23 protein-coding genes are annotated in these 24688 nt (G+C 44.2%); 13 read left to right on the top strand and 10 right to left on the bottom strand.

Annotated elements, in window-relative coordinates; translation table 11 throughout:
• Window positions 1-8: 8 nt before the first annotated feature.
• Both I8U27_RS01640 and mltG read left to right on the top strand, forming a co-directional pair.
• The gene (locus tag I8U27_RS01640) at window positions 9-305 is read left to right on the top strand and encodes a DUF1292 domain-containing protein (protein WP_181750238.1); all 297 of its coding nucleotides are present in this window, start codon (window positions 9-11) and stop codon (window positions 303-305) included.
• A 111-nt stretch (window positions 306-416) separates the two neighbouring features.
• Window positions 417-1499, top strand: a complete 1083-nt coding sequence (mltG, locus tag I8U27_RS01635; RefSeq protein ID WP_181750239.1) for an endolytic transglycosylase MltG — start codon at window positions 417-419, stop codon at window positions 1497-1499.
• A gap of 111 nt (window positions 1500-1610) precedes the next feature.
• Here the strand turns inward: mltG and I8U27_RS01630 are convergent, their stop codons facing one another.
• On the bottom strand, window positions 1611-1910 hold the full coding sequence (locus tag I8U27_RS01630) for a GNAT family N-acetyltransferase (RefSeq protein ID WP_258567720.1): 300 nt from the start codon (window positions 1908-1910) through the stop codon (window positions 1611-1613).
• Window positions 1911-1985: 75 nt separating this feature from the next.
• A complete protein-coding gene (locus tag I8U27_RS01625; RefSeq protein WP_181750241.1) occupies window positions 1986-2396 on the bottom strand; it encodes an NUDIX hydrolase in 411 nt (136 codons plus the stop codon).
• A gap of 112 nt (window positions 2397-2508) precedes the next feature.
• On the opposite strand from I8U27_RS01625, the gene I8U27_RS01620 reads away from it, so the two are divergent.
• From I8U27_RS01620 to I8U27_RS01610, 3 genes are all read left to right on the top strand, one after another.
• On the top strand, window positions 2509-4107 hold the full coding sequence (locus I8U27_RS01620) for a PhoX family protein (protein ID WP_181750242.1): 1599 nt from the start codon (window positions 2509-2511) through the stop codon (window positions 4105-4107).
• Between the two features lie 172 nt (window positions 4108-4279).
• Complete coding sequence (locus I8U27_RS01615; RefSeq protein WP_181750243.1) at window positions 4280-6133, top strand: peptidoglycan D,D-transpeptidase FtsI family protein; 1854 nt, start codon at window positions 4280-4282, stop codon at window positions 6131-6133.
• A gap of 95 nt (window positions 6134-6228) precedes the next feature.
• Complete coding sequence (locus tag I8U27_RS01610; RefSeq protein ID WP_181750244.1) at window positions 6229-6537, top strand: hypothetical protein; 309 nt, start codon at window positions 6229-6231, stop codon at window positions 6535-6537.
• 56 nt (window positions 6538-6593) lie between these two features.
• Here I8U27_RS01610 and I8U27_RS01605 read toward each other — a convergent pair whose 3' ends face one another.
• Window positions 6594-7445, bottom strand: coding sequence for an undecaprenyl-diphosphate phosphatase (locus I8U27_RS01605; RefSeq protein ID WP_181750245.1), 852 nt, complete (start codon window positions 7443-7445; stop codon window positions 6594-6596).
• A 263-nt stretch (window positions 7446-7708) separates the two neighbouring features.
• Window positions 7709-8443 carry a sulfotransferase family 2 domain-containing protein gene (locus I8U27_RS01600; protein WP_181750246.1) on the bottom strand — a complete coding sequence of 245 codons (735 nt, stop codon included), beginning with the start codon at window positions 8441-8443 and terminating at the stop codon, window positions 7709-7711.
• A 316-nt stretch (window positions 8444-8759) separates the two neighbouring features.
• Between I8U27_RS01600 and I8U27_RS01595 the strand changes: the two genes are divergently transcribed.
• The 4 genes from I8U27_RS01595 to mscL all read left to right on the top strand — a co-directional run bounded on the left by I8U27_RS01595 (window position 8760) and on the right by mscL (window position 11653).
• A complete protein-coding gene (locus I8U27_RS01595) occupies window positions 8760-9038 on the top strand; it encodes a hypothetical protein (RefSeq protein ID WP_181750247.1) in 279 nt (92 codons plus the stop codon).
• Between the two features lie 309 nt (window positions 9039-9347).
• Complete coding sequence (locus tag I8U27_RS01590) at window positions 9348-10178, top strand: aldo/keto reductase (protein ID WP_181750248.1); 831 nt, start codon at window positions 9348-9350, stop codon at window positions 10176-10178.
• A gap of 190 nt (window positions 10179-10368) precedes the next feature.
• Window positions 10369-10842: a flavin reductase family protein gene (locus I8U27_RS01585; RefSeq protein WP_181750249.1), complete on the top strand. Its 474-nt coding sequence runs from the start codon at window positions 10369-10371 to the stop codon at window positions 10840-10842.
• Between the two features lie 442 nt (window positions 10843-11284).
• Window positions 11285-11653 carry a large conductance mechanosensitive channel protein MscL gene (mscL, locus tag I8U27_RS01580; protein ID WP_181750250.1) on the top strand — a complete coding sequence of 123 codons (369 nt, stop codon included), beginning with the start codon at window positions 11285-11287 and terminating at the stop codon, window positions 11651-11653.
• Between the two features lie 130 nt (window positions 11654-11783).
• On the opposite strand, the gene I8U27_RS01575 is transcribed toward mscL, so the two are convergent.
• The 4 genes from I8U27_RS01575 to I8U27_RS01560 all read right to left on the bottom strand — a co-directional run bounded on the left by I8U27_RS01575 (window position 11784) and on the right by I8U27_RS01560 (window position 17511).
• Window positions 11784-13148, bottom strand: a complete 1365-nt coding sequence (locus I8U27_RS01575; protein ID WP_181750251.1) for an alanine/glycine:cation symporter family protein — start codon at window positions 13146-13148, stop codon at window positions 11784-11786.
• 584 nt (window positions 13149-13732) lie between these two features.
• On the bottom strand, window positions 13733-14839 hold the full coding sequence (locus I8U27_RS01570) for a GntR family transcriptional regulator (protein ID WP_181750252.1): 1107 nt from the start codon (window positions 14837-14839) through the stop codon (window positions 13733-13735).
• Between the two features lie 182 nt (window positions 14840-15021).
• Window positions 15022-15714: an L-ribulose-5-phosphate 4-epimerase gene (gene araD, locus I8U27_RS01565; protein ID WP_269750994.1), complete on the bottom strand. Its 693-nt coding sequence runs from the start codon at window positions 15712-15714 to the stop codon at window positions 15022-15024.
• A 114-nt stretch (window positions 15715-15828) separates the two neighbouring features.
• On the bottom strand, window positions 15829-17511 hold the full coding sequence (locus tag I8U27_RS01560; RefSeq protein ID WP_181750254.1) for a ribulokinase: 1683 nt from the start codon (window positions 17509-17511) through the stop codon (window positions 15829-15831).
• 515 nt (window positions 17512-18026) lie between these two features.
• Between I8U27_RS01560 and I8U27_RS01555 the strand changes: the two genes are divergently transcribed.
• The 4 genes from I8U27_RS01555 (at window position 18027) to araA (ending at window position 23182) form a co-directional block, all read left to right on the top strand.
• A complete protein-coding gene (locus I8U27_RS01555) occupies window positions 18027-19523 on the top strand; it encodes a sugar ABC transporter ATP-binding protein (protein WP_181750255.1) in 1497 nt (498 codons plus the stop codon).
• 13 nt (window positions 19524-19536) lie between these two features.
• The gene (locus tag I8U27_RS01550; RefSeq protein ID WP_181750256.1) at window positions 19537-20550 is read left to right on the top strand and encodes an ABC transporter permease; all 1014 of its coding nucleotides are present in this window, start codon (window positions 19537-19539) and stop codon (window positions 20548-20550) included.
• A 52-nt stretch (window positions 20551-20602) separates the two neighbouring features.
• Window positions 20603-21601, top strand: a complete 999-nt coding sequence (locus I8U27_RS01545; RefSeq protein ID WP_181750257.1) for a substrate-binding domain-containing protein — start codon at window positions 20603-20605, stop codon at window positions 21599-21601.
• Between the two features lie 87 nt (window positions 21602-21688).
• On the top strand, window positions 21689-23182 hold the full coding sequence (gene araA, locus I8U27_RS01540; RefSeq protein ID WP_181750258.1) for an L-arabinose isomerase: 1494 nt from the start codon (window positions 21689-21691) through the stop codon (window positions 23180-23182).
• 75 nt (window positions 23183-23257) lie between these two features.
• Here the strand turns inward: araA and I8U27_RS01535 are convergent, their stop codons facing one another.
• Entirely contained in the window at window positions 23258-23443 is a 186-nt protein-coding gene (locus I8U27_RS01535) for a hypothetical protein (RefSeq protein ID WP_181750259.1), read from the bottom strand.
• Window positions 23444-23563: 120 nt separating this feature from the next.
• Window positions 23564-24484 (bottom strand): ArsR/SmtB family transcription factor, encoded by a 921-nt coding sequence (locus I8U27_RS01530; protein ID WP_181750260.1) that lies wholly within the window; start codon window positions 24482-24484, stop codon window positions 23564-23566.
• Between the last annotated feature and the right edge of the window lie 204 nt (window positions 24485-24688).

The raw sequence follows: 24688 nt of genomic DNA, 5'->3' as shown, positions 1-24688 counted from the left end.
TGATAAAGATGAATCAGCCAAGTCAGCCTTTAGCCAAAGAAGTATACATCCTTCGGAACGAACTGTCACCTGACCAGCTTTTTATTCGTCCTAATCCGGATGGTAAGCAGGAGTCATACCGCGTACTAAATGAAGTGGAAGTTGACGGACAGCATTATGCGGTGATGCATAAGCAAAATGACCATCCCGATGATGCGTATATCTTTCGGATCAAGCAAAATCAGGCTGAAGAGATAGATGATGAGACCGAGTGGGAACGAATTGCTGATGCGTTAGATGAAATGTTGTATTTTTATGATACATGACGAATAACGGGGATAATTCCTCGTTATTTTTTTTGAAAACTATGCTACCATATAATAAGGTTTAAACATGAAAGAAGTTTTATAAGACGTTAGAGAGGGAGTCTTAGAATAATGAAATGGTTTTGGCGTTTCATCTTTACCCTGGTTCTCATCGCAGGTTGGGCGGGGTTAGGTTATATGTACGCCGATTTTACACTCGGCTCACCAAAGAGAAATAAGCCGGTCGAAGTTGTTATTCCTCCAAATACCTCTATCCAGGAAATTGGTGATATCCTAAAAGAAAAGAAACTGATCAGGGAATCATATTTTTTTCGTTACTATGCGGAGTATAAGAACATAACCAATTTAAAAGCAGGTGTATATGAAATACAGCCACAGGAGACACTGCCGGAAATGTTGGTAAAATTTTCTGACGGAGAGCAAAGTCTGGTCAAAGTCACCATTCCCCCCGGCTGGAACGCCAAACAGATCGCAGACAGGCTTGGGAAGCTGGGCTTTGATGAGAAAGGATTTCTAAAGGCTTTAAATGATAAGCAACCTAAATATAACTTTGAGATGGAAATTCGGAAAGACCCAAAGCGCCCGTATCGGCTGGAAGGGTATTTATATCCAAATACATATCAGTTTCGTAAAAATGCTAAACCTGAAGACATTGTAAATGCCATGTTAGAGCAGTTTGCAAAACGAGTGGACAAGCTGCAGGTTCGAGATAAACTGAAAGCGCATCCCCTGCGCTCAGGAATGTCCATTGATCAATGGGTGACAGTCGCTTCGCTGATTGAACGGGAAGGGAAAGTAAAAGAGGAGCTGCCAAGAATTTCGGGTGTAATATATAACCGCCTCAACAGTAGAACAAACAACAAACTGATGATTGATGCTTCAGTCTACTTTATGAAGAGCATGGAGGGGAAATCAGCAACCAATCTGAAAAACCTGAGGCAAATAAAAGGGCCTTATGCCGCCTACAATACATATATTCATTCAGGTTTGCCCCCCGGCCCGATCTCAAGTCCGGGTGAAGCAGCATTAAAGGCAGCATTAAATCCCGAGAAGCACAGTTATGAATACTATGTGACGATGAGGAACTGTACGGGCAAACATTATTTTGCCGATACTTACACGAAACATCAGCAATATATCACTTTAAGTGATCGGAATGCCAAAAAATATGAAGATAAATGTAGAGCCGAATAAGCTGTGCAAAAGGACAACCCGCCAGAGTTGTCCTTTTGTTATCCCAGCCTTTTAAAAGTAAATGACTTCAGGATCTCCTTCATCCAAATTGTCAATCCAACCGCTTCTCACTTACCCGAGCGATTCGCACAATTTTTGTATCGGAATGTTTGACTCATTGGTTGAAGTAAACAGTTTGGGTCCCTGTACCTGATTTTCCATCGCTGTCATTAAAGCCCGGCCAACCCCGAGACGCCGGTAGTCAGCTTGCAACATTAACAGCGAGATAAAAGGCTGATCAAAAAAGGAGGAGGTCATGATACCAAACCCCGTATATACAGACTGATCCCTTACCATATAACAATTTCCCGATTCGATTGCCTTTTTAATCTTTGCAGCCCGCCTCCGGTGTCCGATGATTGATTCATCCAAAGTGACAATGTATTCCAGTCATCCAGAGTTGCAGGGTATACAGAAATCATAATGTTAATCACTTTTTCCCTGATCTTAAATGCATCTCTTTGTCGTCCACTGTAACAAAAGCTCACGATCTTGTGGAAACGACAGTTCCAATTGTTTAATTTCCTCCGCACTCTTCCAGGCCACTTCATAGATCAGTCCATCAGGGTCATGGATCGTAGCCGAACCTCCGACTAACTTAACTTCAAAGTAATGAACATGAGCTTCAATTCCAAAACTAACATCTATTTTCTCGAATAATTTTTGTACAACTTCGACCTTGTAGCCTGTCTCTTCCCAAACCTCCCATATGCAACACTCTGCATAGGTTTCATCCTTTTCTTTTCCACCTGAGGGAATCGACCATAACTTCGGCTCGTCAGGCTTTCCCTGCCGAACCATTAAACATTCGCCATGCTCATTAATGCAAACAGCCGCCGCTCCCGTCCAACTCTTCACTGTGATCCCCGCCTTTCCCTTCATTCTACTTAATATCTTAAAGGTACATTTAAATCTAATTAACACTTTTCTTGTAATTTAAAAGGGAGAATCTGACGAATGGGGGAGAAGAATGGCTGAGAATCATGTTTCGAGACGAGATTTTATGAAGTTCGTTGGCATCGGAACGGCAGCACTGGTTGGGTCAGCGACAGGAGTAACCCGGGTAGCAGAAGCGGCAGGGAAAGCAGGAGAGAGTACAAAAACGGACTTCTTTCAAAAAATCGGCGGAAGGCCGCCGTTTCGTCCCATTGATCCGTCCGACAAAGACGCACTTATTCTTCCGCCGGGATTTAAACAAGATATCGTGGTGGCCTGGGGAGATGATATTGGCAACGGGGAAAAGTTTGGTTATAATTGCGATTTGACCCTGTTTTTTCCGATTAAAAAATCATCGCATCACGGTTTGTTATGGGTAAACCACGAATACGTGGGAACCGGCTCTCTCTTTATGTATAATGCCGCCACACCGGAAAAGAAGAAGCACGAGATCGAACAATATAATGTGGGTGGCAGCATCATTGAAGTCAAGCGGGTGAACGGAAAGTGGATACTGGAGAAAAACAGTACATATGCCCGCCGGATCACTGCCAATACGATGATTGATTTAACCGGACCTGCAAAAGGGGATGCCGCCGTGGGCGGGGTAACTGAGGTGAAGGGAACCCATGCCAACTGCAGCGGAGGCAAAACCCTGTGGAACACGGCTCTTTCCTGTGAAGAAAACTTTGAAAGTGACGCTGACCGCTGGGGCCGCAACGCGACTCACTACGGTTGGGTGGTTGAAGTGGATCCATTCGCCCCTGAGTCAAAGCCGAAAAAACATACGGCTCTTGGACGCTTTGCTCATGAAAATACAGCGATGACCTTATCCAAAGACGGCCGGTTAGTTGTGTATATGGGCGATGATGCGAATAACCAATTTTTTTATAAATTTGTCAGCCAGGGAAAATATGACCCGACAGCAGGCAAAGCCAACTCCAAACTGTTGGAAAAGGGAATTCTCTACGCCGCCGAATTAGGAAATGGAAAATGGCTGCCGCTTGATCTGGAACTTTCTCCAAAGCTGAAAGAAACATTTTCAAGCCAGGGAGAAGTTCTTGTCAAAGCACGTGAAGCGGCCAAACTGCTCGGTGCAACCCCACTCGACCGCCCGGAGGATGTCGAAGTGCATCCCATTGATAAAACGGTTTATCTGGCTTTGACCAATAACACCAGTCATGGAAATTTTCATGGCCAGATTGTTCGCTTTAAAGAAGATGGCAATGATGCGGCTTCACTCAGGTTTGAATTTGAAGTGTTTGCTGTAGGAGGGCCACAAAGCGGGTTCTCTTGCCCGGATAACTTGTTGTTTGATAAAAAAGGCAACCTGTGGGTTTTTACAGATATCTCTTCCAGTAAAATGAACCAGGACAATGTCTATGAATCCTTTAAAAATAACGGGGCCTTTTTTATATCCACCCAGGGCCGTAACGTTGGAGAAGCCTTTCAATTTGCATCCGGCCCACGTGAATGTGAGATGACCGGCCCTGATTTTACACCTGATGAAAAAACATTGTTTATCGCGGTGCAGCATCCCGGGGAAGAAACGAGCGACCCGGCTAAACCAACCAGCAACTGGCCTTATGGGGATATCCCGCGTCCGGCTGTTGTGGCAATTCAGGGATTTTGAGAAGGCTGTATAAAAATTTTTCAATGGGTTGATTTTCAGAAACGGCAGGGTAAAAGCAACCTCATTTCCAGAGGTTGTTTTTTTGTTGAACAACTGGTGAAGTTCTCCTCTGGAAGTATACCCTCCCTCGTTCCTGTCCAAGATGGAACTACAGAGAGTGGGGGGTGTACAGATGAGTAAAAAATGGCGCGGTTGGATGATCGCTTTCGCATTTATGGCTGCTTTTTTGTGTATACTGGCCCGCCTGTTTATGATTCAGGTCATTTCTACCCGCTCCTTTTCCAAAGAACAGATCGATTTAATTAAACTGGCGCAATTTTACCAGGATCGGGAAGTTGTGATCGACAGCGGACGGGGAACGATTTTGGATCGAAAAGGCCGGTCTCTGGCAGGTGAAAAGAATTGGAGTCTGCTGGCCTTTCCTCAGTCGGAACAACAGTTTCAGCTGAGAAAAAGCCAGTTTGAACGCCTGGCGAAACAAATCGGTTATTCTCCGGAACGGTTACGGAAACAACTTAACGATCTGTACAGGCCGTCTATTCTGCCGGATGCCGATGGAGATGAGCTGTTACTGACTCCTGCGGACAAAGAGAGAATTGAGTCCTTACAAATCCCCGGTGTGTTTGTGGTGGAATCAGATTATCGTATGACCCTGAATCAGCTTGGGCAACAAGTGATCGGACGGGTGGTGAAAAACACCATTGGTGCAACAAAATCTGACCACACTCACATCGGAGCGACCGGATTGGAGGCGGCGTTTGAACCGTTTTTGCACGGAGAAGAAGAAAGTGTGCTCATGTATACCCGGGACCGAAGTGGGAAACCACTGAACGGTGTCCAGGTAAAAATAAAACAACAGCCAAACGCCAGCGAGAATCCTCCACATATGATCAAAACAGCACTGGACAAAGAAATTCAAAGGCGTGTGGAAAAAATTTTGGCGGAGGAACAGGTGGAAGAAGGGGCTGTGGTTGTGCAGGAAATTGCCACTGGAAATATCCTGGCAATGGCCAGCCGCCCTAAGGGGTATTCCCCGGTTGGCGAGTTAAATCCGTGGGACAATCGCGCTTTGATGGAAGCAACCCCGGGTTCCATCTTTAAAACGGTTGTAGCCATTGCCGCTCTTGATCAGGGGATTGTCAAACCGGACACTGAATTTGATTGCAATGGAGAGCTCGGGAGGTACGGTTTAAAAGATGATCAGGAACATGGACACGGAAAACAAACATTTGCAGAAGCCTATGCCAATTCTTGCAATGTGGTTTTAGGACAAGTGGCTGAAAAATTGGGTGGTGAAAAACTGGAGTCTTATGCGAAAAGGCTCGGTTTGGCCCGGGAGATCATCTGGTCAGGACAGGTGTTTAAAGAAAAACACTTCTCCCAGATCCCACAAGAGCAGACAGGGTTGGTTTTTGCTCCCGAAACATCCAAAAAAGACCCGGGTGCCGTTGTTCAGGCGGGGATTGGACAACGTGATGTCAAAATGACTCCTGTCCAGGCTACGAACTTGGTGACTACTCTTTTTCACGGGGGGAAGCCCATTCATCCCCGGCTGGTCACCGAAATACAGGATGTAAATGGGCGTCCCGTCTTTAAGTTTGTGAACAAATATCTGTCCGGTGCCGCTCCGATCAAAGAGAGTACCTTAAAAGCGGTTCAGCAGATGATGCGTTCTGTGGTTACAGACGGCACTGCGGTTAGCGTTTCCAAAGCGGAGTGGCCGCTGGCGGGTAAAACCGGAACCGCCCAGGTGGGAGTGGATAAACGTTTTTATCATAAGTGGATGATTGGTTATGGTCCTGCTGAACGGCCCCGCTACTCGGCAGCCGTTGTTGTGCGCTCTGTTTCTGACAGCGATGATCCTCGTGCCAAGCGGATTTTTCAGCGTGTGATGGATGAGATCGCACGTCTGGAAAAGGAAGAAAACAAAAAGAAAGAGAAGCGGGAGAAAAAAGAACATCAGATCAACCGGCCAAAAGCGGGGGAAAAAGTTTTGCAGAAAAAGAAGAATGCCCGTCAACGTTAACGGTGGCAGCCTGCCCGGATTTCATGTAGTTGTTTTGTGGCGGTTGTGCGATTATGATATAGATAGGTATAGGATTAGTTAAAGGAGTAGAAAGAATGAAAATTACCGTTAACTTGACTAAGGCAGAACTTGATTTGATCGAAGAGGCTCTTTTACAATATCAAAACTTACTCTTAAAATCTGAAAATCAAGATGAAATGGTAAACTATGAACTTGGATTATGCCGCCGGGTACTCGATGAGTTTGGGATGGAAGAGCTGGAAGAGGCAGATAAACCACAGAATAACTTGCCCGCTCCCCAGTCCAATCAGTATCCTACTCCGCAACATCAATATTCTGCTCCCAATCAGTATCATGGACCAGGTCCGTATCCTGCACCGAATCAGTATCCGTTTTCCCGTTAAAATCAGCCCGACATAAAAAGAGCCGCTCTTATTACAGAACGGCTCTATATTTTTTGTTACATCATAATCAGCCAGAAAAGCAGCGCCAGTACAAAGCGGTAAATGGCAAACGGAGTCAGTTTCACTCTGCCAATCAAGTCTAAGAAGAATTTGATTGCCAGCAAGGCAACGACAAAGGCTGTGATAAAACCGGAAACGAACAGCGGTAAATCACTCGCTGAGAGGTAACTCCAACTATCGATTAAATCCAGGGTTGTCGCTCCAACCATGATGGGGACAGCCATTATAAAAGTAAATTCTGCGGCGGTCTTATGGTTGCAGCCAACCAGAATTCCCCCGGCAATAGTCGACCCTGAGCGGGAAAACCCGGGCCATAAAGATAGGCACTGAATTAACCCGATATAGAATGCCTGCTTGTAGGTGAGATCATCCAATGTATGGGCTGTGACACGGATGTTTACCTTTTCGGCGACAATCATCAAAATCCCACCGGCAACGAGGGCGAGAAGCACAGTCGTATTGCCAAATAAGTGCTCTTTAATCATATCTTTCAACAGTACACCCGTAATACCGGCCGGAATAATTCCGATAAGAACATGCAGGAGGTTAAAGCGGCGAACCCGCTGCCGTCTCGACATGCCCGGTTTATATGTATGGTCTTCTTCCAATTTTTCCACTTTATATAATCCTACTAAGCTTAATAAACGCTTCCAGAATACAAAAACGACAGCGAGAATAGAGGCGAGCTGGATCACCACGATTAAAGTGTTTACTACCGGATCTTTGTCTGAAATACCTAAAAAGGACTTGGTTAAAATCATGTGCCCTGTTGATGAAACAGGGGCAAATTCTGTTAAACCTTCCACACACCCCAGGATAAAGCCGACAAAAATGTCCCACCAGTTCATGAAATGCAATCACTCCGTTCTTCCCCAGATCATTGTGATGTAAGAAATTTTAGCCATTTCCAACGGATTTAAATATTATTGGATCACGTTTTTTTATTGTAACATTTCCTCGCCAAAGGGGAAGTAGCATTTTTTTGACAAAAACAAAGGAGGATGAAAGGTTTAATAATGCGGGGAGACAGAAATCCTGCCCTCCCCGCTGTGACACAAAGCACTTTTCACAGAAAAAAGTTCTCCAGGAAAACTCTCATGAAGAAGCCGCTTTATCGGTTCACACGTGCAAATTGTGCCATTTTTTTCTTTGCGGCAGGAGGTAATTGTTCAATTTTCTTGAGTAAACGAGCTTTGCAATATTCATACAACATGTAATCCAACGCATTTTTTTCTTTAATATATTGAATGATGTCGTTGGAGACCGGCGCTTTTTTCGGACGGCTTTTGGTGATATTTTCTTTGGTATAAGGAGTTTGTCTCCAGCCCATCATCCGGTTTAATAGAAATACGGATTCAGGGTACATTTCGGTAATCCCGACAAAGGCATAATGTTCGCGAATATTATCAATCGCCAATTTGAGATCGGGGTTTTTTTTCCCGGATATAAACCGGGTCTGATGATTGGTAAGCGGAGTTTGGATTCTCTGGTTTTTGCTGGTGACAAATTGTTCAAAGCTCATCCGTTTTACTTTGCTGTGCAATTTATTGGAAGGACTGGACCGGATAAAATAATAGGTGGAAATGATACGGCTCACAGGGTCGCGCACCATCGTAATATATTTAAACGGCTTGTGAAAGTATTGATGAACGCCAAACGGACAGTGACCATAAACACAGCGGACAGGGGCAACGTCTGAAGCAGACAGTGAACGCAAACTTCTCGCCGCATGGTGAGACGGGTACTTGAAAATTTGCCGGGGTTTGAAATGCTGGTCAATAATACGGCGCATGGTGAGGCCGCCCGTTTTTGGTATATGGGAAAAGATGAGTAAAGAATCCGCCATCTGTACGATCCTCCCTTTGGAATGGGATGTTCTAATTTAGTATATTGATGGATCAGTAGATGGTGTTAGATAGATGGCTTAATTTTGCAGGGTTTTCTACGGCACATAAAAATAATCCATTGATGTTTGTAACAAGACATTGAGTTTTCTAATTTGAACACATACAATAAAAAGAGAATGGATCAGCTATTTTGACATCAGAGATTTGTATGAATTTGTAAACAAGGAGCAACAAAGGATAGATTTGAACGATTCCAATCTCGTAACGGCCTGATCTGTGATAAGTTCTATTAATTTTTAAGGGAGCCTTCAGAATATGAAAGAGCAGGAAATTATTGCAAAGTTAAAAGAGATGCGTGTTGGAGAACCGATTCGTTTTACTACCGAGAATCCGGATGTCTATCTGGATGTGGATCGGATTTTTCTTGGCCTCGATGAAGGCTGGGTGATTTATCATCAGGAACGGCGTTTAGTTATGCACGATCTGCAAGAAGCCGTTCAATATATCTGTAAGTACTGGAATCTTAACATCAAAAAAGTGATGGATCTGCAGTTTTCAGAACTTGACGAGATTGAGGACCTTGGAGAGTATTAAGAACAGGGGTTGGAAATTATATCCAATCTTTTTTGTTTATCAGATAAACGCCTTCTTTATTGCCCTAGGAGGAAAAGGGGGCGTTTGGTATCTCACTTCAACGGCTGCAGGGACTTAAATGTCCTGGCAATCCCTTCTTTCAACGGGGTTTCGGCTTTCCATCTGCCTTTGAGCAATCAAGAGTTTCACTTTTGCTCTAAATGTAACCAATCATCGGAATATACGGAATTCGTTAAAAATGGGTTTACTACAAAAAAATAATGGGTAAAACAACTGTTGTCTCTACCAATGAAGTTAGGAGGTTTACATATGGCAAAGCATATTTCCGATTATACAGTGTTGAATAACGGCGTAAAAATGCCATGGCTTGGACTTGGGGTATGGAAAGCGAAAGAAGGGGAAGAAGTAACTAATGCAGTCGCCTCTGCCATTAAAGCCGGTTATCGCAGTATTGATACCGCCGCAGTTTACGGTAACGAGATCGGTGTTGGGAAGGCGATTCAAGAATCTGATGTTCCGCGTGAGGAATTATTTATTACCACAAAGCTTTGGAACGGTTCCCAGGGTTATGAATCAGCCTTGGCAGCCTTTGAAGAAAGCCGCAAAAAATTGGGTCTGGAGTATGTGGATCTTTATCTGATCCATTGGCCTGTGAAAGGGAAATATAAAGAAAGCTGGAAAGCGCTTGAAAAACTTTACAAAGAGGGATGGGTCCGTGCCATTGGTGTGAGCAACTTCCAGGTTCATCATTTACAAGATGTAATGGAAGACAGCGAAATTACGCCGATGGTCAACCAGGTAGAGTTTCATCCCTATCTGACTCAAAAGGAACTGCTCCGTTTTTGTAAAGTGAATAAGATTCAAATGGAAGCCTGGAGCCCCCTGATGCAGGGAGAAGTGGTGAAAGAGCCCACAGTGCTTGAACTTGCCGAGAAATATAACAAAACACCGGCACAAATTGTGCTGCGCTGGGATTTGCAACATGAAGTTGTAACGATTCCCAAATCGGTGAAAGAACACCGTATCATTGAAAATGCCAATATTTTTGATTTTGAACTTTCCGCAGAAGACATGGAAAAACTGGATTCATTAAATAAAAACCACCGATTTGGTCCTGATCCGGATAACTTTGATTTTTAAACACAATAGACTCAAGATTGATGCAAACAGCCTGTGTGCCGGCTGTTATCTTCAGATTCGCAGGAAAAAGGTTAAACCCTCGCTTTGCTTAGGCAAGGTGAGGGTTTAACCTTGAAAAAAGAGGGGATTTTCCTATGATGGCCAAAATTCCGCATAAACGAGAGGAGAATCTGATTAAGGAGGCCTCTGTATGGATGACCGCACTTTCCGGAAGGCGATGGGGAAATTTGCAACCGGTATTACTGTTATTACCACGGAAGTGGAAAACAAGATACACGGCATGACAGCCAACGCCTTTATGTCCGTTTCGTTAAGTCCGAAACTGGTACTGGTTTCTGTCAGCGAGAAGGCTCATATGCATAGCCAATTAAAGAAAGCGGGAACATATGCGGTCAGTGTTTTGGGAGCAGATCAACAGGAAATGTCAATGCTGTTTGCGGGTCAAATCAAAGGAGATCGTGACATTCATTTTGAGCGGTTTAATGAGATGCCCGTGATCAAAGGGGCTTTGGCGGTACTTACGTGCAACAAAGCAGATGAACACAGGGCGGGTGATCACACTTTATTTATTGGGGAGGTGACCAACCTTCGTGTCAGTGAAGGTGAACCATTGTTGTATTTCCAGGGCAGGTATCGGCGGTTGGCAGCCGCTGCGGAAGATTGAACAGAGTTGGGCGAGTGACTGCCTGGTTTTCTGAGATTCACAAAACAGATGGCAACTCTGGCAAGAGAAGACACCGTTAACCAGTCTTGACGGTGTCTTTTTAATAATTTTCTAGTTTTAAAATAGATTTCTGTATTTAGGTGGTTTTATATCAAATTTCTTATGAATATTATGATATATTTAATAAACCTTTTGGCCTTCCAAAAATCGAACGGGTACATTTATTTGTTGTGGGACTTGCATATTTCGTATACCCCCGGTTTGTTTACTTTAAGCTGACTATAAATTTTAATCATTTAGACAGGTTCAAGTATAAGTTTCGGTTACTTTGAAAGTCAAGCTTCATTTTTGGGCAAGATTCTGTATTCAGAAGAGTTTTGCGTAATGAAAAATAAATTGCTATATTGAAAGGGATCATTAACTAAAGGAAGGGTACTTAAATATGTGGAATGAATTTAAACAATTTGCTTTAAAAGGGAACGTCGTTGATTTGGCTGTAGGGGTTATCATCGGTGCTGCATTTGGAAAAGTTGTAACTTCACTGGTAAATGATATGATCATGCCTTTAATAGGATTGCTGTTGGGCGGTATAGACTTTTCCGGTTTACACGTCAAAGTTGGCAGCGCTGTGGTAAAGTACGGGAACTTCATCCAAACAATTGCAGACTTCTTAATTGTTTCATTTTCCATCTTTTTATTTATTAAATTATTCAATCGTTTGCGGAAAAAGGATGAACCGGAAGAAGAAGCGCCGGAACCAACCAGAGAAGAGGTATTGCTTGAGGAAATTCGTGATCTGTTAAAAAAATAATGTCCGCTTCATAAACAAATGGATTGTACAGAAAGAATCCCCCATCTGTGCCTTGCTCCATTTGGATGGGGGATTTTTATTAAACGTGAAAAAACTGAAATGAATCTCCGAATAAAATTGGTTTGTGCACTTACGATTCAACTTCGGTGCTTCGTTGCTGCCGTTCCAGTTTTAATTGTTCGCGAAATCTTTTTGTTTCCGCTACAACAATTCCGGACAGGCCGATCAGTCCGATGAGGTTGGGTACAGCCATCAGCCCGTTAAAGATATCTGCGATCGACCAGACAAGACCAAGATTTAATCCAGCCCCGACAAGAACAGAAAGGGTAAAGGCAATCCGATATCCGATAATTGCGTTAGAGCCAAACAGGTATTCAAAGCATTTTTCCCCATAATACGACCAGCCGAGCACAGTGGAATAAGCGAAGAAGATTAAGCCGATTGTGACAATCCAGCCTCCGGGTCCCGGCAGCATCGTTTGAAATGCCTGTGTGGTGAGGGCTGCTCCGGTCAGGTCACTGCCAAGATATAGTCCGCTCATCACCAGACCAATCCCTGTAATCGAGCAGACCACAATCGTATCGATAAACGTTCCGGTCATGGAAACGAGTGCCTGGCGGCCCGGATAGTCAGTAATGGCTGCCGCTGCCGCAATAGGTGCAGAACCCATCCCCGCTTCATTGGAAAAAACGCCACGGGCGACACCGTAACGGATCACCGTTCCAATCGCTCCGCCGGCAATCGCCTGCCCCGTAAAAGCGTCGTTAAAGATCATCGCGACGGCGGCCGGTAACTTCTCTGTATTTAATAGGATGATCAGTAACCCGCCCAATACATAGAGCACGGCCATAACAGGGACAAGATAACTGGTTACACGGCCAATGCTTTTAATTCCGCCAATAATCACTAAACCGGTAATAATGGTCAGAATGATACCAGTTATCCATGGATTGATTCCGAAACTGGACTGGACTGAAGCTGCTACTGAGTTTGATTGTACCGTACTCCCGATCCCAAAAGCCGCAATAGCCCCAAATACAGCAAAAAGTACTGCCAGCCATTTCCAGCCAAGTCCTCTTTCGATATAATACATGGGTCCGCCCGCCATTTCTCCCCGTTTACCAACAGTTCGGTATTTTACGGCAAGAATTGCCTCTGCATATTTGGTTGCCATACCGAAGATGGCAGTAACCCACATCCAGAAAACAGCACCAGGCCCACCGGAAACAACAGCAGTGGCTACGCCGGCGATATTACCGGTTCCGATCGTCGCTGCAAGTGCAGTCATTAACGATTGAAAGTGAGAAATATCTCCTTGCGACTTTTTATCCTGGTGTCTGGAGAAAGCGAGCTTTAAAGCATAGGGAAGCTGAGAAAATTGGAGAAAAGAGAGGCGAACAGTTAAATAAATACCCGTGCCTACGAGCAGAACCAACAGTGGCGGGCCCCATACAATATTGCTGATCTCCGTCATCAGATCGGAAAAAGTCTTCATATTATGTCGCTCCTTTAAACTTGTTGAACCGTCCGAACCTCTGCTATTGAACATTTTGTTCAATTAAAGGCTGTTAAGGAAAGATTCCTGATCAAAAAATATGAATGTAATATTTTGTAAATCACCTCGTTTTTGTATTTTTCTACAAAAATAATATAAAAATAGATTTCGTCCTATGTAGCAATATATTAGAAAAATATATTCATGTCAATATTTTGACAAAATATAGTGTTTACATAACGGATCCATTTAATGGGAATGGATATTTTATACTATTCTCTAAATAGGAGCGGTTACTGATCTGCTTGGGTATTGATTTCTGAATCGATTGTTTAACTCTGATATGAATGAATAACACCAGCCATTTTGCAGACTGGTGTTTGCTATGGTTTTACAGAAAAGCTGTCTGAGCGGAAACGGATTGAGGACGCTAACGAGCAAGGATTCCGGTGCAAAGCCCTTTTGAAGGGATGCTTTAGCCGTGTCGGGCGTCAATGATAAAACATGAATGGACAAAGTGGGCTCTTTGTCCTCCTCACTTTTATTGCCAATGATCGATTTGGAGATTTGAACATTTCTTTGTTTTAGTTCGGGCTGGGGCTGATATCTGTCTTAGATACCGATTGCGTAGACTTTCTGATCACGAGTTCAGGCTCATAAATGAATGATGAAATGCCCGTCGTTCCTTGCTGATTCTTTTCAATCGCATCTACTATTTTTTTTGCCGCCATTTCGCCCATCATTGCTTTGGGATGTTTTATAGTGGTTAATTTTACCTCGGAAGCTTCAGCCAGATGTGAGTCGTCGTATCCCACAATGGAGATATCATCCGGTACCTTTAATTGCAGATCTCGAACCACATCAAGAATGGAGAGAGTGATTTCATCGTTGTAACAAACGATCGCCGTCGGCCTATGCTTACTTGTTTTTAATATTTTCGCCAACTCTTCTTTTGGTTTTACATATTTTTCTTCTGTATTAAAAGATACTATCATTCCGGGGGAAACCGGTAAGCGATTTTCTCTATGGGCCTGCACAAATCCTTGCATCCGATTGACCCCCTGCAGATCATCTGTTTTAAAAAAACCGATAATTCTGCGATGCCCTAACTGAATTAAATGTTCAGTAGCAAGGTAGCCTCCTAATGTATCATTTACTGTCAGACTGGGGGGGTGCAATTCGGGATAAAATGCGTTAATCATCACATAAGGAATTTTTTTCGTTTCCAAGGTGAAATAGTAGTCCAGGTTTGGATTGCGAATGGCACTTTTGGTCGGTTCGACAATTAAGCCATCCACATTTTTGCTCAGGATATTTTGCAGGCACGCTTTTTCTTCAACCGGGTTATTGTTTGTGCTTGCGAGCAGGAGAGTGTATCCTTTGCTGTTGAGATATGATTCTGCCCCTCGAATGATTGAAGGAAAGATATAATCAGAAATGTAAGTAGTGATCATACCGATTAATTTTCCGCTGTTCCTGTTTCTGCCTGCGCAAAAAGTGCCTCTTCCCTGCTCCCGATAAAGCCATCCTTCATGAACCAATTCACCGATGGCCTGGCGAATCGTATGTCTGCTTACGTGGAATTTTTCCGCTAATTCATGCTCAGAATAAATTTTTTGGTGTGGAACGACTTCCCCTTCTAAAATCCATGATTTAATCGTTTCTTTCACGAGAATATATTTTGTGGTCATGCATGATTTCACCTTTACATTTGAACTTGTACGTGTGTTACATTTTAACATAAGTGCGGTTCGGGATCATGACAATGCTCAATCCCTTCCGGAGCTCATCGGTTGGGAAAAGCGGTTATGCTTAAAAAGTCCTGGCAGAGAGAGTGCCGGAGCCTTTTTTGTCCAGGAACCATCATCTGTGCTTATTTTCCTTGTCCATAGTAAGCATTCGTCCCATGTTTTCTAAGGAAATGCTTGTCCAACAGAGAATGGTTTATAGGCTGGATATCGGGATTTAAACCAAATGTATGGTAAGCCATCTTGGCTACCTCTTCTAATACTACTGCATGATAAACAGCCTCTTTTACGTCTTTTCCCCAACTAAATGGCGCGTGTTGACAAACTAATACACCGGGGACGTCACCCGGATTGATCTGTTTAAAGGTTTCAATAATAACACGTCCTGTTTCCAACTCATAGTCTGCTTGAATCTCTTCTGCTGTCATCGCTCTTGTACATGGAATTTGTCCGTAAAAATAATCCGCATGCGTCGTTCCCAGCGGCGGAATCGCTCTGCCGGCCTGAGCCCAGATCGTTGCCCAGGGAGAATGGGTATGAACAATTCCTCCAATAGATGGAAATGCTTTATATAAAGCCAAATGGGTAGGAGTGTCAGATGACGGTTTACAGTTTCCTTCTACCACGTTACCATCGAGATCTAACACAACAAGGTGCTCCGGCTTTAACTTTTCATAGGGAACACCGCTTGGTTTAATGACAACGTACCCTTGCTTTCGGTCGATTCCGCTCGCATTTCCCCATGTAAATGTCACCAACTGATGTTTGGGAAGCTGTAGGTTCGCTTCCAATACTTCCATCTTTAATTGTTCAAGCAATGTCAATCCCTCCCAAGAGCCGGATGTCTTTGGAATCATGCGTACACGAAAGGGGCAGGGTTAAAGTTGTTGTGAATTTGGCATTTTTCGCCGAGCTGTCGCGGAGGTATACAGTCATTCTTTCTCTTGCATTCTTTTAAGCTGTTTTAATCGTTTCATCACATTGTTGTCTCCGCGCCCAAAATAGTCATGCAATCGCTTATATTCTTGATATAAAAACTCGTAGACTGCCACATTTCTTTTGATTGGTTTAATTTTTTCCGGTTTTACTTTCGCGATCTTCTCTGCCGCTTCCACAATGGTGTCAAAGCCCCCCGCTGTTTTACCCGCTGCTACCGCCCCGAACATGGCTGAACCCACTGCCGGAGTATGCAGATGCTCAGCTACGAATACTTCCTTGCCAATCACATCCGCATATATTTGCATCAGCATTTTGTTTTTATAGGGTAGGCCACCGCAAGCGACCAGTTGATTTACCGGTACACCGTGCTGTTCAAACGTTTCAATGATCAACCGCTTTCCGTAAGCCGTTGCTTCAATCAGAGCACGGTAAATCTCTTCCGGTTTTGTGTCCAGGGTACAACCTAAAATCAGGCCAGATAAGTCAGCATCAACTAAAACCGAGCGATTGCCGTTATGCCAGTCCAGCGCCAACAGTCCACTTTCCCCCGGTTGAAGCAGCGCAGCCTTTTCTTCAAGTAACTGGTGAATGTTAATGCCTTTCTCGTGGGCTTCCTGGTGGTAGCCGGGCGGAACTCCGTTTTCCACAAACCAGGCAAAAATATCCCCAACCGCAGATTGCCCTGCTTCATAGGCAAAATAGCCGGGAATTGCACCATCTTCCACAACGCCACACATTCCTGGAACCATCTTCTCCTCGGTTCCCAGTAAAATATCGCAAGTGGATGTGCCCATAATCATCAGCATTTGACCTGGCTGAATAACACTGGCAGCAGGAGCGGATACATGGGCATCCACATTGGCTGCCGCAACAGCAATTCCTGTGGGGAGGCCGGTTTTTTCCGCGATCTGTCTGGTTAATTTCCCCGCTTTTGCACCAAGCGGCAGGATATCCCGCGATAATTTTTCATCGACCACATTTTCCAGGCGAAGATCCAACTTCTTAAAAAAGTCTTTGTCCGGATATCCTTTTTGCTTATGCCAAATCGCTTTATAACCTGCTGTACAAGCATTTCGCGTCTCTCTGCCGGTTAATTGCCAAACCAGCCAATCTCCGGCTTCAATGAAACGATCTGCTGCTTCATACAACTCCGGGGCTTCATTCAAAATTTGCCAGATCTTCGGAAATAACCATTCCGAAGAAATTTTCCCTCCGTAACGCGGTAAAAAGGAATCGTTCATCTGTTTAGCTACTTCATTTAAGCGGTTTGCCTCTTCCTGAGCCGCATGATGCTTCCACAATTTTACCCAGCTGTGCGGGTTGTTCCTCCATACCGGAAGATTGCAAAGCGGGGTGCCATCCTGTTTGACCGGCAACATCGTACAAGAAGTAAAATCGATCCCAATGCCTATAATGTCGGCTGGAGAGACGCCGTTTTTCGTTTGGAGCAAGAGACTGGAAATCGTATCAACAAATACTTCAATGTAATCGTTTGGATTTTGCAATGCCCAATCTTGTTCCAGTTTTACTCCCAGACCCGGGAGTTCATCTGTAATCACACCATCCGGGTAATTTTTTACCGCTGACGCAACAACTTCACCTGTGGTGAGATTAACAAGCACCGCACGAGCCGACTCGGTCCCGTAATCTACACCAATCGAGTACCTCAGACGCATCTGTTTCACCTCTCGGATTATACGAATAAGTTTTGCTATAAGACTGATCTGAAATTCCTATATTCTTTGATTAATAGCCTTCAAACGTTCTGTTAAATCAAAATTGTACGTTCAAGTTATTGATATCCTATCATGATTCTGTATAATCTTACAATAGAGACTATGAATGAAATAAAGAATAATTTGTACCGGAAACACATAATATCAGCCGAAACCCCTTTGGTTAAGGGATATGGAAATGATTTATTGAACATTATAAAAAGGGCTGGTATAGTAAGATCAAATGAATCTAATTTATTTTCCAATTATTCTGGTGGACCTCGACGGCTTTTTATGCTTATGATGATACGTACAAGAATGGTTTAGAATGCGGTATCATCAAACTTGTACGTACCAATAGAATGGAGGGATCTCCTCCTTAAGCTACTTAATTATGTTTAACGAAAAGGAGGTGAGAAAGTTCACCAGATATCAATGAGAAGGTGAATCAAGGGTTTAAGGGGGGATGACCGGTTATGGGTGAGAACCAAACCATCTTACAGGTTAAAGGGATCCATAAAGTGTTTCCCGGGACACAAGCGTTAACTGACGTATCTTTGGAGTTTTATAAAGGTGAAATTCATACTGTTATGGGGGAAAACGGGGCAGGAAAATCGACATTAATGAATATACTGTCGGGTGTTTTTCCGCCAACAGAAGGCGAGATCCTCTTAGAGGGCCGGGCAGTACAATTTCAAAATACACGGCAGGCCCAGGAGATGGGGATCGCCATCGTTCACCAGGAATTGAGTTTATGCCCTCATCTTACCGTCAGCGAGAACGTGTTCATTGGGAGATTGCCAAAAACCAAACTTGGATTTGTCGATCAAAGAAAACTGAAAGAAGATACAAAAAAAGTCTTGGAAAATTTTAAGGCAGATATTGATCCGGATGATCTGGTAGGCAATTTGAGCATTTCCGAACAACAAGTTGTAGAAATCGCGAAAGCGCTTACGATGGACTGTAAGGTTCTTATTTTGGATGAACCGACCTCCGCTATAACAGAAGCGGAAGCAAACAGCTTGTTTGAAGTGATTGCCAAATTAAAGAAAAATGGAATTTCAATTATTTATATTAGTCATAAATTCAAGGAAATTTTCATGATTTCGGATCGGATATCGATTTTACGGGATGGCCACTATGTCGGAACTTACCGCACAGAGGAAATCACATCTGATCAAGTGGTTCAGCTCATGGTAGGGCGGGAGTTGAACAATATCTATCCCGAAAAATCAACACCAGGGAAAAAACAGATTCTTCGGGTAGAGAACTTGAGCAGGAACACTACTTTTCAACAAATTCAATTCTCGCTTTATGAAAAAGAAGTTTTAGGTATTTTTGGATTGATGGGTGCCGGGAGAACAGAGATGTCGAGAGCGCTATGCGGGATCGATCCCAAAGATTCAGGGCAAGTCTGGCTGAACGGGAAACCTGTCTCTATCAACTCCATCAATCAGGCCAAGCGGAAAGGGATTGTCTATTTAACCGAAGACCGGAAAACGCAGGGTTTATTTCTCGAAATGTCGATAAAACTCAATATTGTTTCTTCGGATTTACAAGCCGTATCATCGGGGCCGTTTATCGATAGGGGGAAGGAAAACAGAGTTGCGACCCGTTACTGCAAAATGCTAAATGTAAAAGCCCCCGGTATCAATCAAACCATAGGCAGCCTTAGCGGTGGGAATCAACAGAAAGTGATGCTTGCCAAGTGGCTGTCTACAGGACCAAAAATAATGATTATGGACGAGCCTACCCGTGGAATTGATGTGGGGGCAAAGTCCGAGATTTATAAATTGCTTCGGGGATTTGCTGATGAAGGGAATGGCGTTATTGTAATCTCGTCCGAATTACCCGAGATTATAGGAGTTTGTGATCGCGTTCTGGTTATGCATCAAGGACGAATGGTTGGTGAAGTAATGGGAGAGCGGATCAACGAAGAAGAGATCATGCGCCTTGCTTCAGGTATCACTTAAGGAGGGAGAAAGCATGAATGCAAAAACAAATGTTTCAAAAGCAACTGTTCAGGGACCAAAACGGAATAAATTAAAAAGTCTGTTCCAATTCAGGGAAGCAAGTATTTTGTCCATCATTGTTATCCTGTTTATTCTTCTATCGCTCACCACTCCCGGTTTCTTGACCGCTGAGAACCTGAAAACAACCATGATCGGGCTGGCTCTCGACGGGATCGTTGCCGTTGGAACCACCCTGGTGCTTGTCGCTGCGGGAGTCGACTTATCCGTCGGATCGGTTTTGGCTTTAAGCGGGGTGTTGGCAGGTTATCTTGCCTATAACGGAGTGAACATTTGGGTTGCCTCCGTGGTTGCCATCGTTGTGTCCCTGTTCACAGGCTTTTTAAACGGCTTCTTTATCAGCAGGATCGGATTGAACCCTTTGATTATGACTCTTGGCATGATGAGTATTGCCAGGGGAATTGCCTATGTCATTACAGAAGGTGCGCCCGTTTCCGTCACAGGAATCGATCCCGCCTTTCTTTTCCTGGGCCAGGGAGATATTTTGGGAATCCCGATGCTCGTCATTATTTTGTTCGTGGTGGTTTTGCTTGGCGATATTCTGCTCAGGAAATCGACGTATCTCAGGCAAGTGTATTATGTGGGAAGTAATGAAAAGGCAGCCAGATTGTCAGGAATTAATGTGAAAAACATTCATCTGATAATTTATATCGTAGGAGCAGTACTGGCCGGAATTGCCGGTTTACTGGCTCTGGCAAGATTCTCGGTGGCGACGCCTACATCCGGTGTCGGTACGGAACTCCGTGTCATTTCAGCCTGTGTTATCGGCGGTGCCAGCCTGACGGGCGGGGTAGGGACCATCATGGGAACGCTGTTAGGGGTTATTCTGGTTGGATTAGTGAATAATGCCTTAGTTTTGCTTGATGTATCCGTATACTGGCAATCATTGGTTACAGGATTGGTATTGATCGTAGCTGTGACCCTGGATGTATTTAACAATCGAAGGAAATTAAAAAAACAAGCTTCCTAAGGAGACCGATTTATCGAAAGGTTATCCCAACATTTCTAAAGGAGAAATGATAATGAAGAAATGGATGGTAATAACAATCATACTGTCTTTTATCACTCTGGCCGGGTGCGCCAAAGAAACCGCAAATAAGGGAGGATCCTTCCCTTACCAAGGATCCGAAGATGAACAATATGTGATGGTTACATTCCTCTCCGGGATTGAATATTGGAAAGGCGCTTTCAAGGGAATGGAGGAAGCGGCAGAAAATTTGGGAGTAGAAGCCGAGTATAAAGGAGCTGACCAATACGATATCAATCAACAGGTAACCGTTCTTGAACAAGTCATTGCGCAAAAGCCGGCCGGGATCCTGGTATCGGCAATTAATCCGGATGCGCTGGCAGCACCTATTAACAAAGCGATTGAAGCAGGTATTCCTGTTGTTACCTTTGATGCTGACGCTCCGAAAAGCAAGCGTTATGCTTTCCTGGCGACAAGCAACTATAATGCGGGAGCTACAGCGGCTCGCAAAATGGCTGATTTAACAGGGGGGAAAGGTGAGGTTGGTGTGATTACATTACCCGGCCAGCTAAATCATGAAGAGCGTAAAGCCGGGTTTGTGGAAACGATTCAGAAAGAGTTTCCAAATATGAAAGTTGTATCAATTCAAGACGGTAAGGGTGATCAAATTAAAGCGGCACAGGCCACTTCCGGAATGATCCAGAAAAACCCGAATATCGCTGGGATCTTTGCTACGGATGCCACCTCAGGCGTAGGGGTTGGAACATCAGTAAAGGAAGCCAATAAAGTCGGAAAGATTCATATCATCAGTTTCGATACGGACAAAGGAACTCTGGATATGGTCAAAGCCGGAATCATCGATGCGACCCTGGCACAAGGAACCTGGAACATGGGTTATTGGGGCATGCATTATCTCTTTAACTTAAAACATAACCTTGTCCATCCGGTAAGCGATTGGAAGGCAGCAAAAGTGAGTCCTCTGCCACCCACTGTGGATACAGGTGTAAATGTGGTAACCAAAGAAAATGCTGACTTCTATTTGCAGCAAAAATAAAGGAACCGATTTACAGATTACTCTTTCTATCACAATACCTTTTAAGACGCGGGTGGAAGCATTTGAAGGCATACAAGGAGGAGTATTATGTTAGACTCAAAACCATATGTATTTTGGTTTGTAACCGGAAGTCAACATCTTTACGGACCGGAAACACTGAAGAAAGTAGAAGAGCATTCACGTCAGATCACAGAAGGCCTGGACGCGGATTCCACTCTCCCTTTTAAGGTGATTGATAAACCTGTTTTAACAACTCCGGATGCAATTCGCACGCTTTGTATAGAAGCCAATGCAGATGATACTTGTGCCGGCCTGATCACCTGGATGCATACATTTTCCCCTGCAAAAATGTGGATTCCCGGTCTTTCTGAGCTGAGAAAGCCGTTGTTGCACTTGCATACGCAATTCAACCGCGATATTCCCTGGGGAAGTATTGATATGGATTTCATGAACCTAAATCAATCGGCCCATGGGGATCGTGAATATGGATTTATTGGCACACGCATGGGAATTGCGCGCAAAGTCGTTGCAGGTTATTGGGAAGATCCCGAGGTTCGCAATCGGATCGGGAGTTGGATGCGTACGGCTGTCGCATTTGTGGAGGGATGGAATCTAAAGGTAGCCCGGTTTGGCGACAACATGCGGGAAGTGGCTGTCACCGAGGGCGATAAGGTTGAAGCCCAGATTCGGTTTGGATGGTCGGTGAACGGTTACGGGGTGGGTGATCTTGTACAACGGATGAACGAGATATCAGATCGGGAGGTAGATCAACTTTTAGAGGAATACAGCGAACTGTATGAGATAGATCCGGAAGCCCGCACGACAGGCCCGGTAAGGGAGTCAATCCGTGAACAGGCGCATATCGAGCTCGGGATGAGATCATTTTTAAAAGAAGGCAACTATAGTGCCTTCACAACCACTTTTGAGGATCTGCATGGTATGAAGCAGCTTCCCGGACTTGCGGTTCAGCGACTAATGGCGGAAGGCTATGGTTTCGGCGGTGAAGGTGACTGGAAAACCGCTGCCCTGGTTCGCCTGATGAAAATCATGGCTGACGGTAAAGGTACTTCTTTCATGGAAGATTATACGTATCATATGGAACCCGGCAATGAACTGGTTCTGGGAGCTCATATGCTGGAAATCTGTCCGACAATCGCTGCCACCCGTCCCAAAATTGAAGTCCATCCTCTTTCGATTGGTGGAAAAGCTGATCCGGCCCGTCTGGTCTTCAATGGAAATTCCGGTTCAGCGGTTAACGCCTCTTTGGTCGATATGGGCAGCCGCTTTCGCCTGGTCGTGAATGAAGTGGAAGCAGTAAAACCGGAAAAAAACATGCCAAAGCTTCCTGTCGCCAGAGTTCTCTGGAAACCAAAACCTTCCCTGCGTGATTCAGCGGAAGCATGGATTCTCGCCGGTGGTGCCCATCATACCTGTTTCTCCTTCGCCGTAACTCCGGAACAATTGGCAGATTGGGCGGAGATGGCAGGGATTGAGTTTGTCTTAATCAATCAAGACACTTCTTTAGGGGCGCTTCGTAACGAATTGAGATGGAATGACATGGCCTGGCGTGTCCACGGATAAGAACGGTCACGTATTGAAATCGGGTATGCCAACCTTACAGCGGCGTGGAGGTTGGCTTCCCGTTTATCCAGGCGATTACGGAACGATCGGGGGATCGAGTGTAAACCAACTGTCACTCGTCCAATTGATTTTTCGAATCTGCAAATTCGGGTAGCCGTTATCACGGGAATCGTAATAATGATAAACGAGATAATACTTAGAGCCATTTTGATAGACGGAGGCTCCGCCCGGTCCGATCATGTGCCCTTTATTGTCCGGCACTTGTGTACCCCAGCCCAATCAAAGTCTGTCTATTTCAACTATTTTGTTATAAAAAATAAGAGGTTTTGCACAAAAAATCCCTTTACCCCGGAATCCGCAGTAAAGGGAATCACATTCCAATTAAGGGCGTGGACGCTGTGAATATAGCACCCTGGCGATGATATTTTGCTTGTAATTGCCAAAATGTTCGCCGTAGACGGTGAGTCCGCCGGCATTTTTGGCGTGTGCTGGTACTGCGATCTTAAATTTGATTTTACTCTTGTTATGAAGGCCAATATCCTCAATAGTCACACCCGATATTTTGCAACCATCGATAAAAGAACCTTCCCGATTTACCCTTACCAGCTTCAGCAGGCCATACTGGTTTAAGTGCGGCGGCCACCAATGAGGATTGAAAATCCCTTTTTTCCCGCCAAAATCACCAGGACTGGTCCAAAACCCCAACTCGATCCCGTTCAGATAAAAGTAGATGTCCGATGGCCAATTGTTATTGTAAGAAGGCGCTTCCGAGCTTAATTCCATGATCAACTGAATCTCTTCAAATTGCTGATTGGCTTTCAAGTAATTGGGGATCCAGTATTCCAGACAACCCTGGGTAAGCCACACAATTTCTGAATGGATATGCTGAGGATCGGCAAAATAGCGCGGATCGTCAAACTCACCAATGATGCTTTCTTTGGTGGCAAGGCCGCAGGTGGGTGTTGCCTCATAATGGACATAGTGCCCGATTTTTATGTCTACTTCGTACAGATTATCTGTTGAACGGTCAGCCAAATCAACCAACAGTTTATCATCGCTCAAATAACATATTTTTTGAATTCCGTGCTTTCCGACGGTTGTACTGATTGTGATCAATCCGCTTTCTTCCAGTTTCTTGATATGCGGGGTGATCGCGCCGTTGGTCAGCTTGAGTTTACCCGCCAATTCGTTTAAGTTGAAACTTTCATATTGAAGAAGAAGTTCAATGATGCGGATGCGGATTTCTGACCCTAAAGCTTTGAAAATAGGCAGACCTGAGCGCAAATCTTTTATATGAATCATAAAGTCCTTACCCTTCTGAATTGATAAATTCCATTTGCATGGAACAGATGGAGGAGCGAGCACAAGAGGTGAAAGATTGCTAATCAAATACATAATTTAATATACTTCTAAAACAAAGAGCTGTCAAAGCAAGATGCGGCTATTTGTTTTAAATTTGTCTAAAAAGGTTCTTGCTTGTAATGGTTGTTAGCATCTTTAGTTAGA

Source organism: Paenactinomyces guangxiensis (genome assembly GCF_016055185.1).
GTDB classification, from domain to species: Bacteria; Bacillota; Bacilli; order Thermoactinomycetales; family Thermoactinomycetaceae; genus Paenactinomyces; species Paenactinomyces guangxiensis.
This window is presented reverse-complemented; position numbering and strand designations above follow the sequence as displayed.

What these genes read in the sequence shown, in the direction of transcription:
- araA (WP_181750258.1), top strand. Translation starts at nt 21,689, where the DNA reads ATGTTAGACTCAAAACCATATGTATTTTGGTTTGTAACCGGAAGTCAA.
- I8U27_RS01615 (WP_181750243.1), top strand. Translation starts at nt 4,280, where the DNA reads ATGAGTAAAAAATGGCGCGGTTGGATGATCGCTTTCGCATTTATGGCT.
- I8U27_RS01640 (WP_181750238.1), top strand. Translation starts at nt 9, where the DNA reads ATGAATCAGCCAAGTCAGCCTTTAGCCAAAGAAGTATACATCCTTCGG.
- I8U27_RS01555 (WP_181750255.1), top strand. Translation starts at nt 18,027, where the DNA reads ATGGGTGAGAACCAAACCATCTTACAGGTTAAAGGGATCCATAAAGTG.
- mscL (WP_181750250.1), top strand. Translation starts at nt 11,285, where the DNA reads ATGTGGAATGAATTTAAACAATTTGCTTTAAAAGGGAACGTCGTTGAT.
- I8U27_RS01610 (WP_181750244.1), top strand. Translation starts at nt 6,229, where the DNA reads ATGAAAATTACCGTTAACTTGACTAAGGCAGAACTTGATTTGATCGAA.
- I8U27_RS01530 (WP_181750260.1), bottom strand. Translation starts at nt 24,484, where the DNA reads ATGATTCATATAAAAGATTTGCGCTCAGGTCTGCCTATTTTCAAAGCT.
- I8U27_RS01620 (WP_181750242.1), top strand. Translation starts at nt 2,509, where the DNA reads ATGGCTGAGAATCATGTTTCGAGACGAGATTTTATGAAGTTCGTTGGC.
- I8U27_RS01570 (WP_181750252.1), bottom strand. Translation starts at nt 14,839, where the DNA reads ATGACCACAAAATATATTCTCGTGAAAGAAACGATTAAATCATGGATT.
- I8U27_RS01545 (WP_181750257.1), top strand. Translation starts at nt 20,603, where the DNA reads ATGAAGAAATGGATGGTAATAACAATCATACTGTCTTTTATCACTCTG.
- mltG (WP_181750239.1), top strand. Translation starts at nt 417, where the DNA reads ATGAAATGGTTTTGGCGTTTCATCTTTACCCTGGTTCTCATCGCAGGT.
- I8U27_RS01575 (WP_181750251.1), bottom strand. Translation starts at nt 13,148, where the DNA reads ATGAAGACTTTTTCCGATCTGATGACGGAGATCAGCAATATTGTATGG.
- I8U27_RS01600 (WP_181750246.1), bottom strand. Translation starts at nt 8,443, where the DNA reads ATGGCGGATTCTTTACTCATCTTTTCCCATATACCAAAAACGGGCGGC.
- I8U27_RS01595 (WP_181750247.1), top strand. Translation starts at nt 8,760, where the DNA reads ATGAAAGAGCAGGAAATTATTGCAAAGTTAAAAGAGATGCGTGTTGGA.
- I8U27_RS01590 (WP_181750248.1), top strand. Translation starts at nt 9,348, where the DNA reads ATGGCAAAGCATATTTCCGATTATACAGTGTTGAATAACGGCGTAAAA.
- I8U27_RS01585 (WP_181750249.1), top strand. Translation starts at nt 10,369, where the DNA reads ATGGATGACCGCACTTTCCGGAAGGCGATGGGGAAATTTGCAACCGGT.
- I8U27_RS01560 (WP_181750254.1), bottom strand. Translation starts at nt 17,511, where the DNA reads ATGCGTCTGAGGTACTCGATTGGTGTAGATTACGGGACCGAGTCGGCT.
- I8U27_RS01550 (WP_181750256.1), top strand. Translation starts at nt 19,537, where the DNA reads ATGAATGCAAAAACAAATGTTTCAAAAGCAACTGTTCAGGGACCAAAA.
- I8U27_RS01605 (WP_181750245.1), bottom strand. Translation starts at nt 7,445, where the DNA reads ATGAACTGGTGGGACATTTTTGTCGGCTTTATCCTGGGGTGTGTGGAA.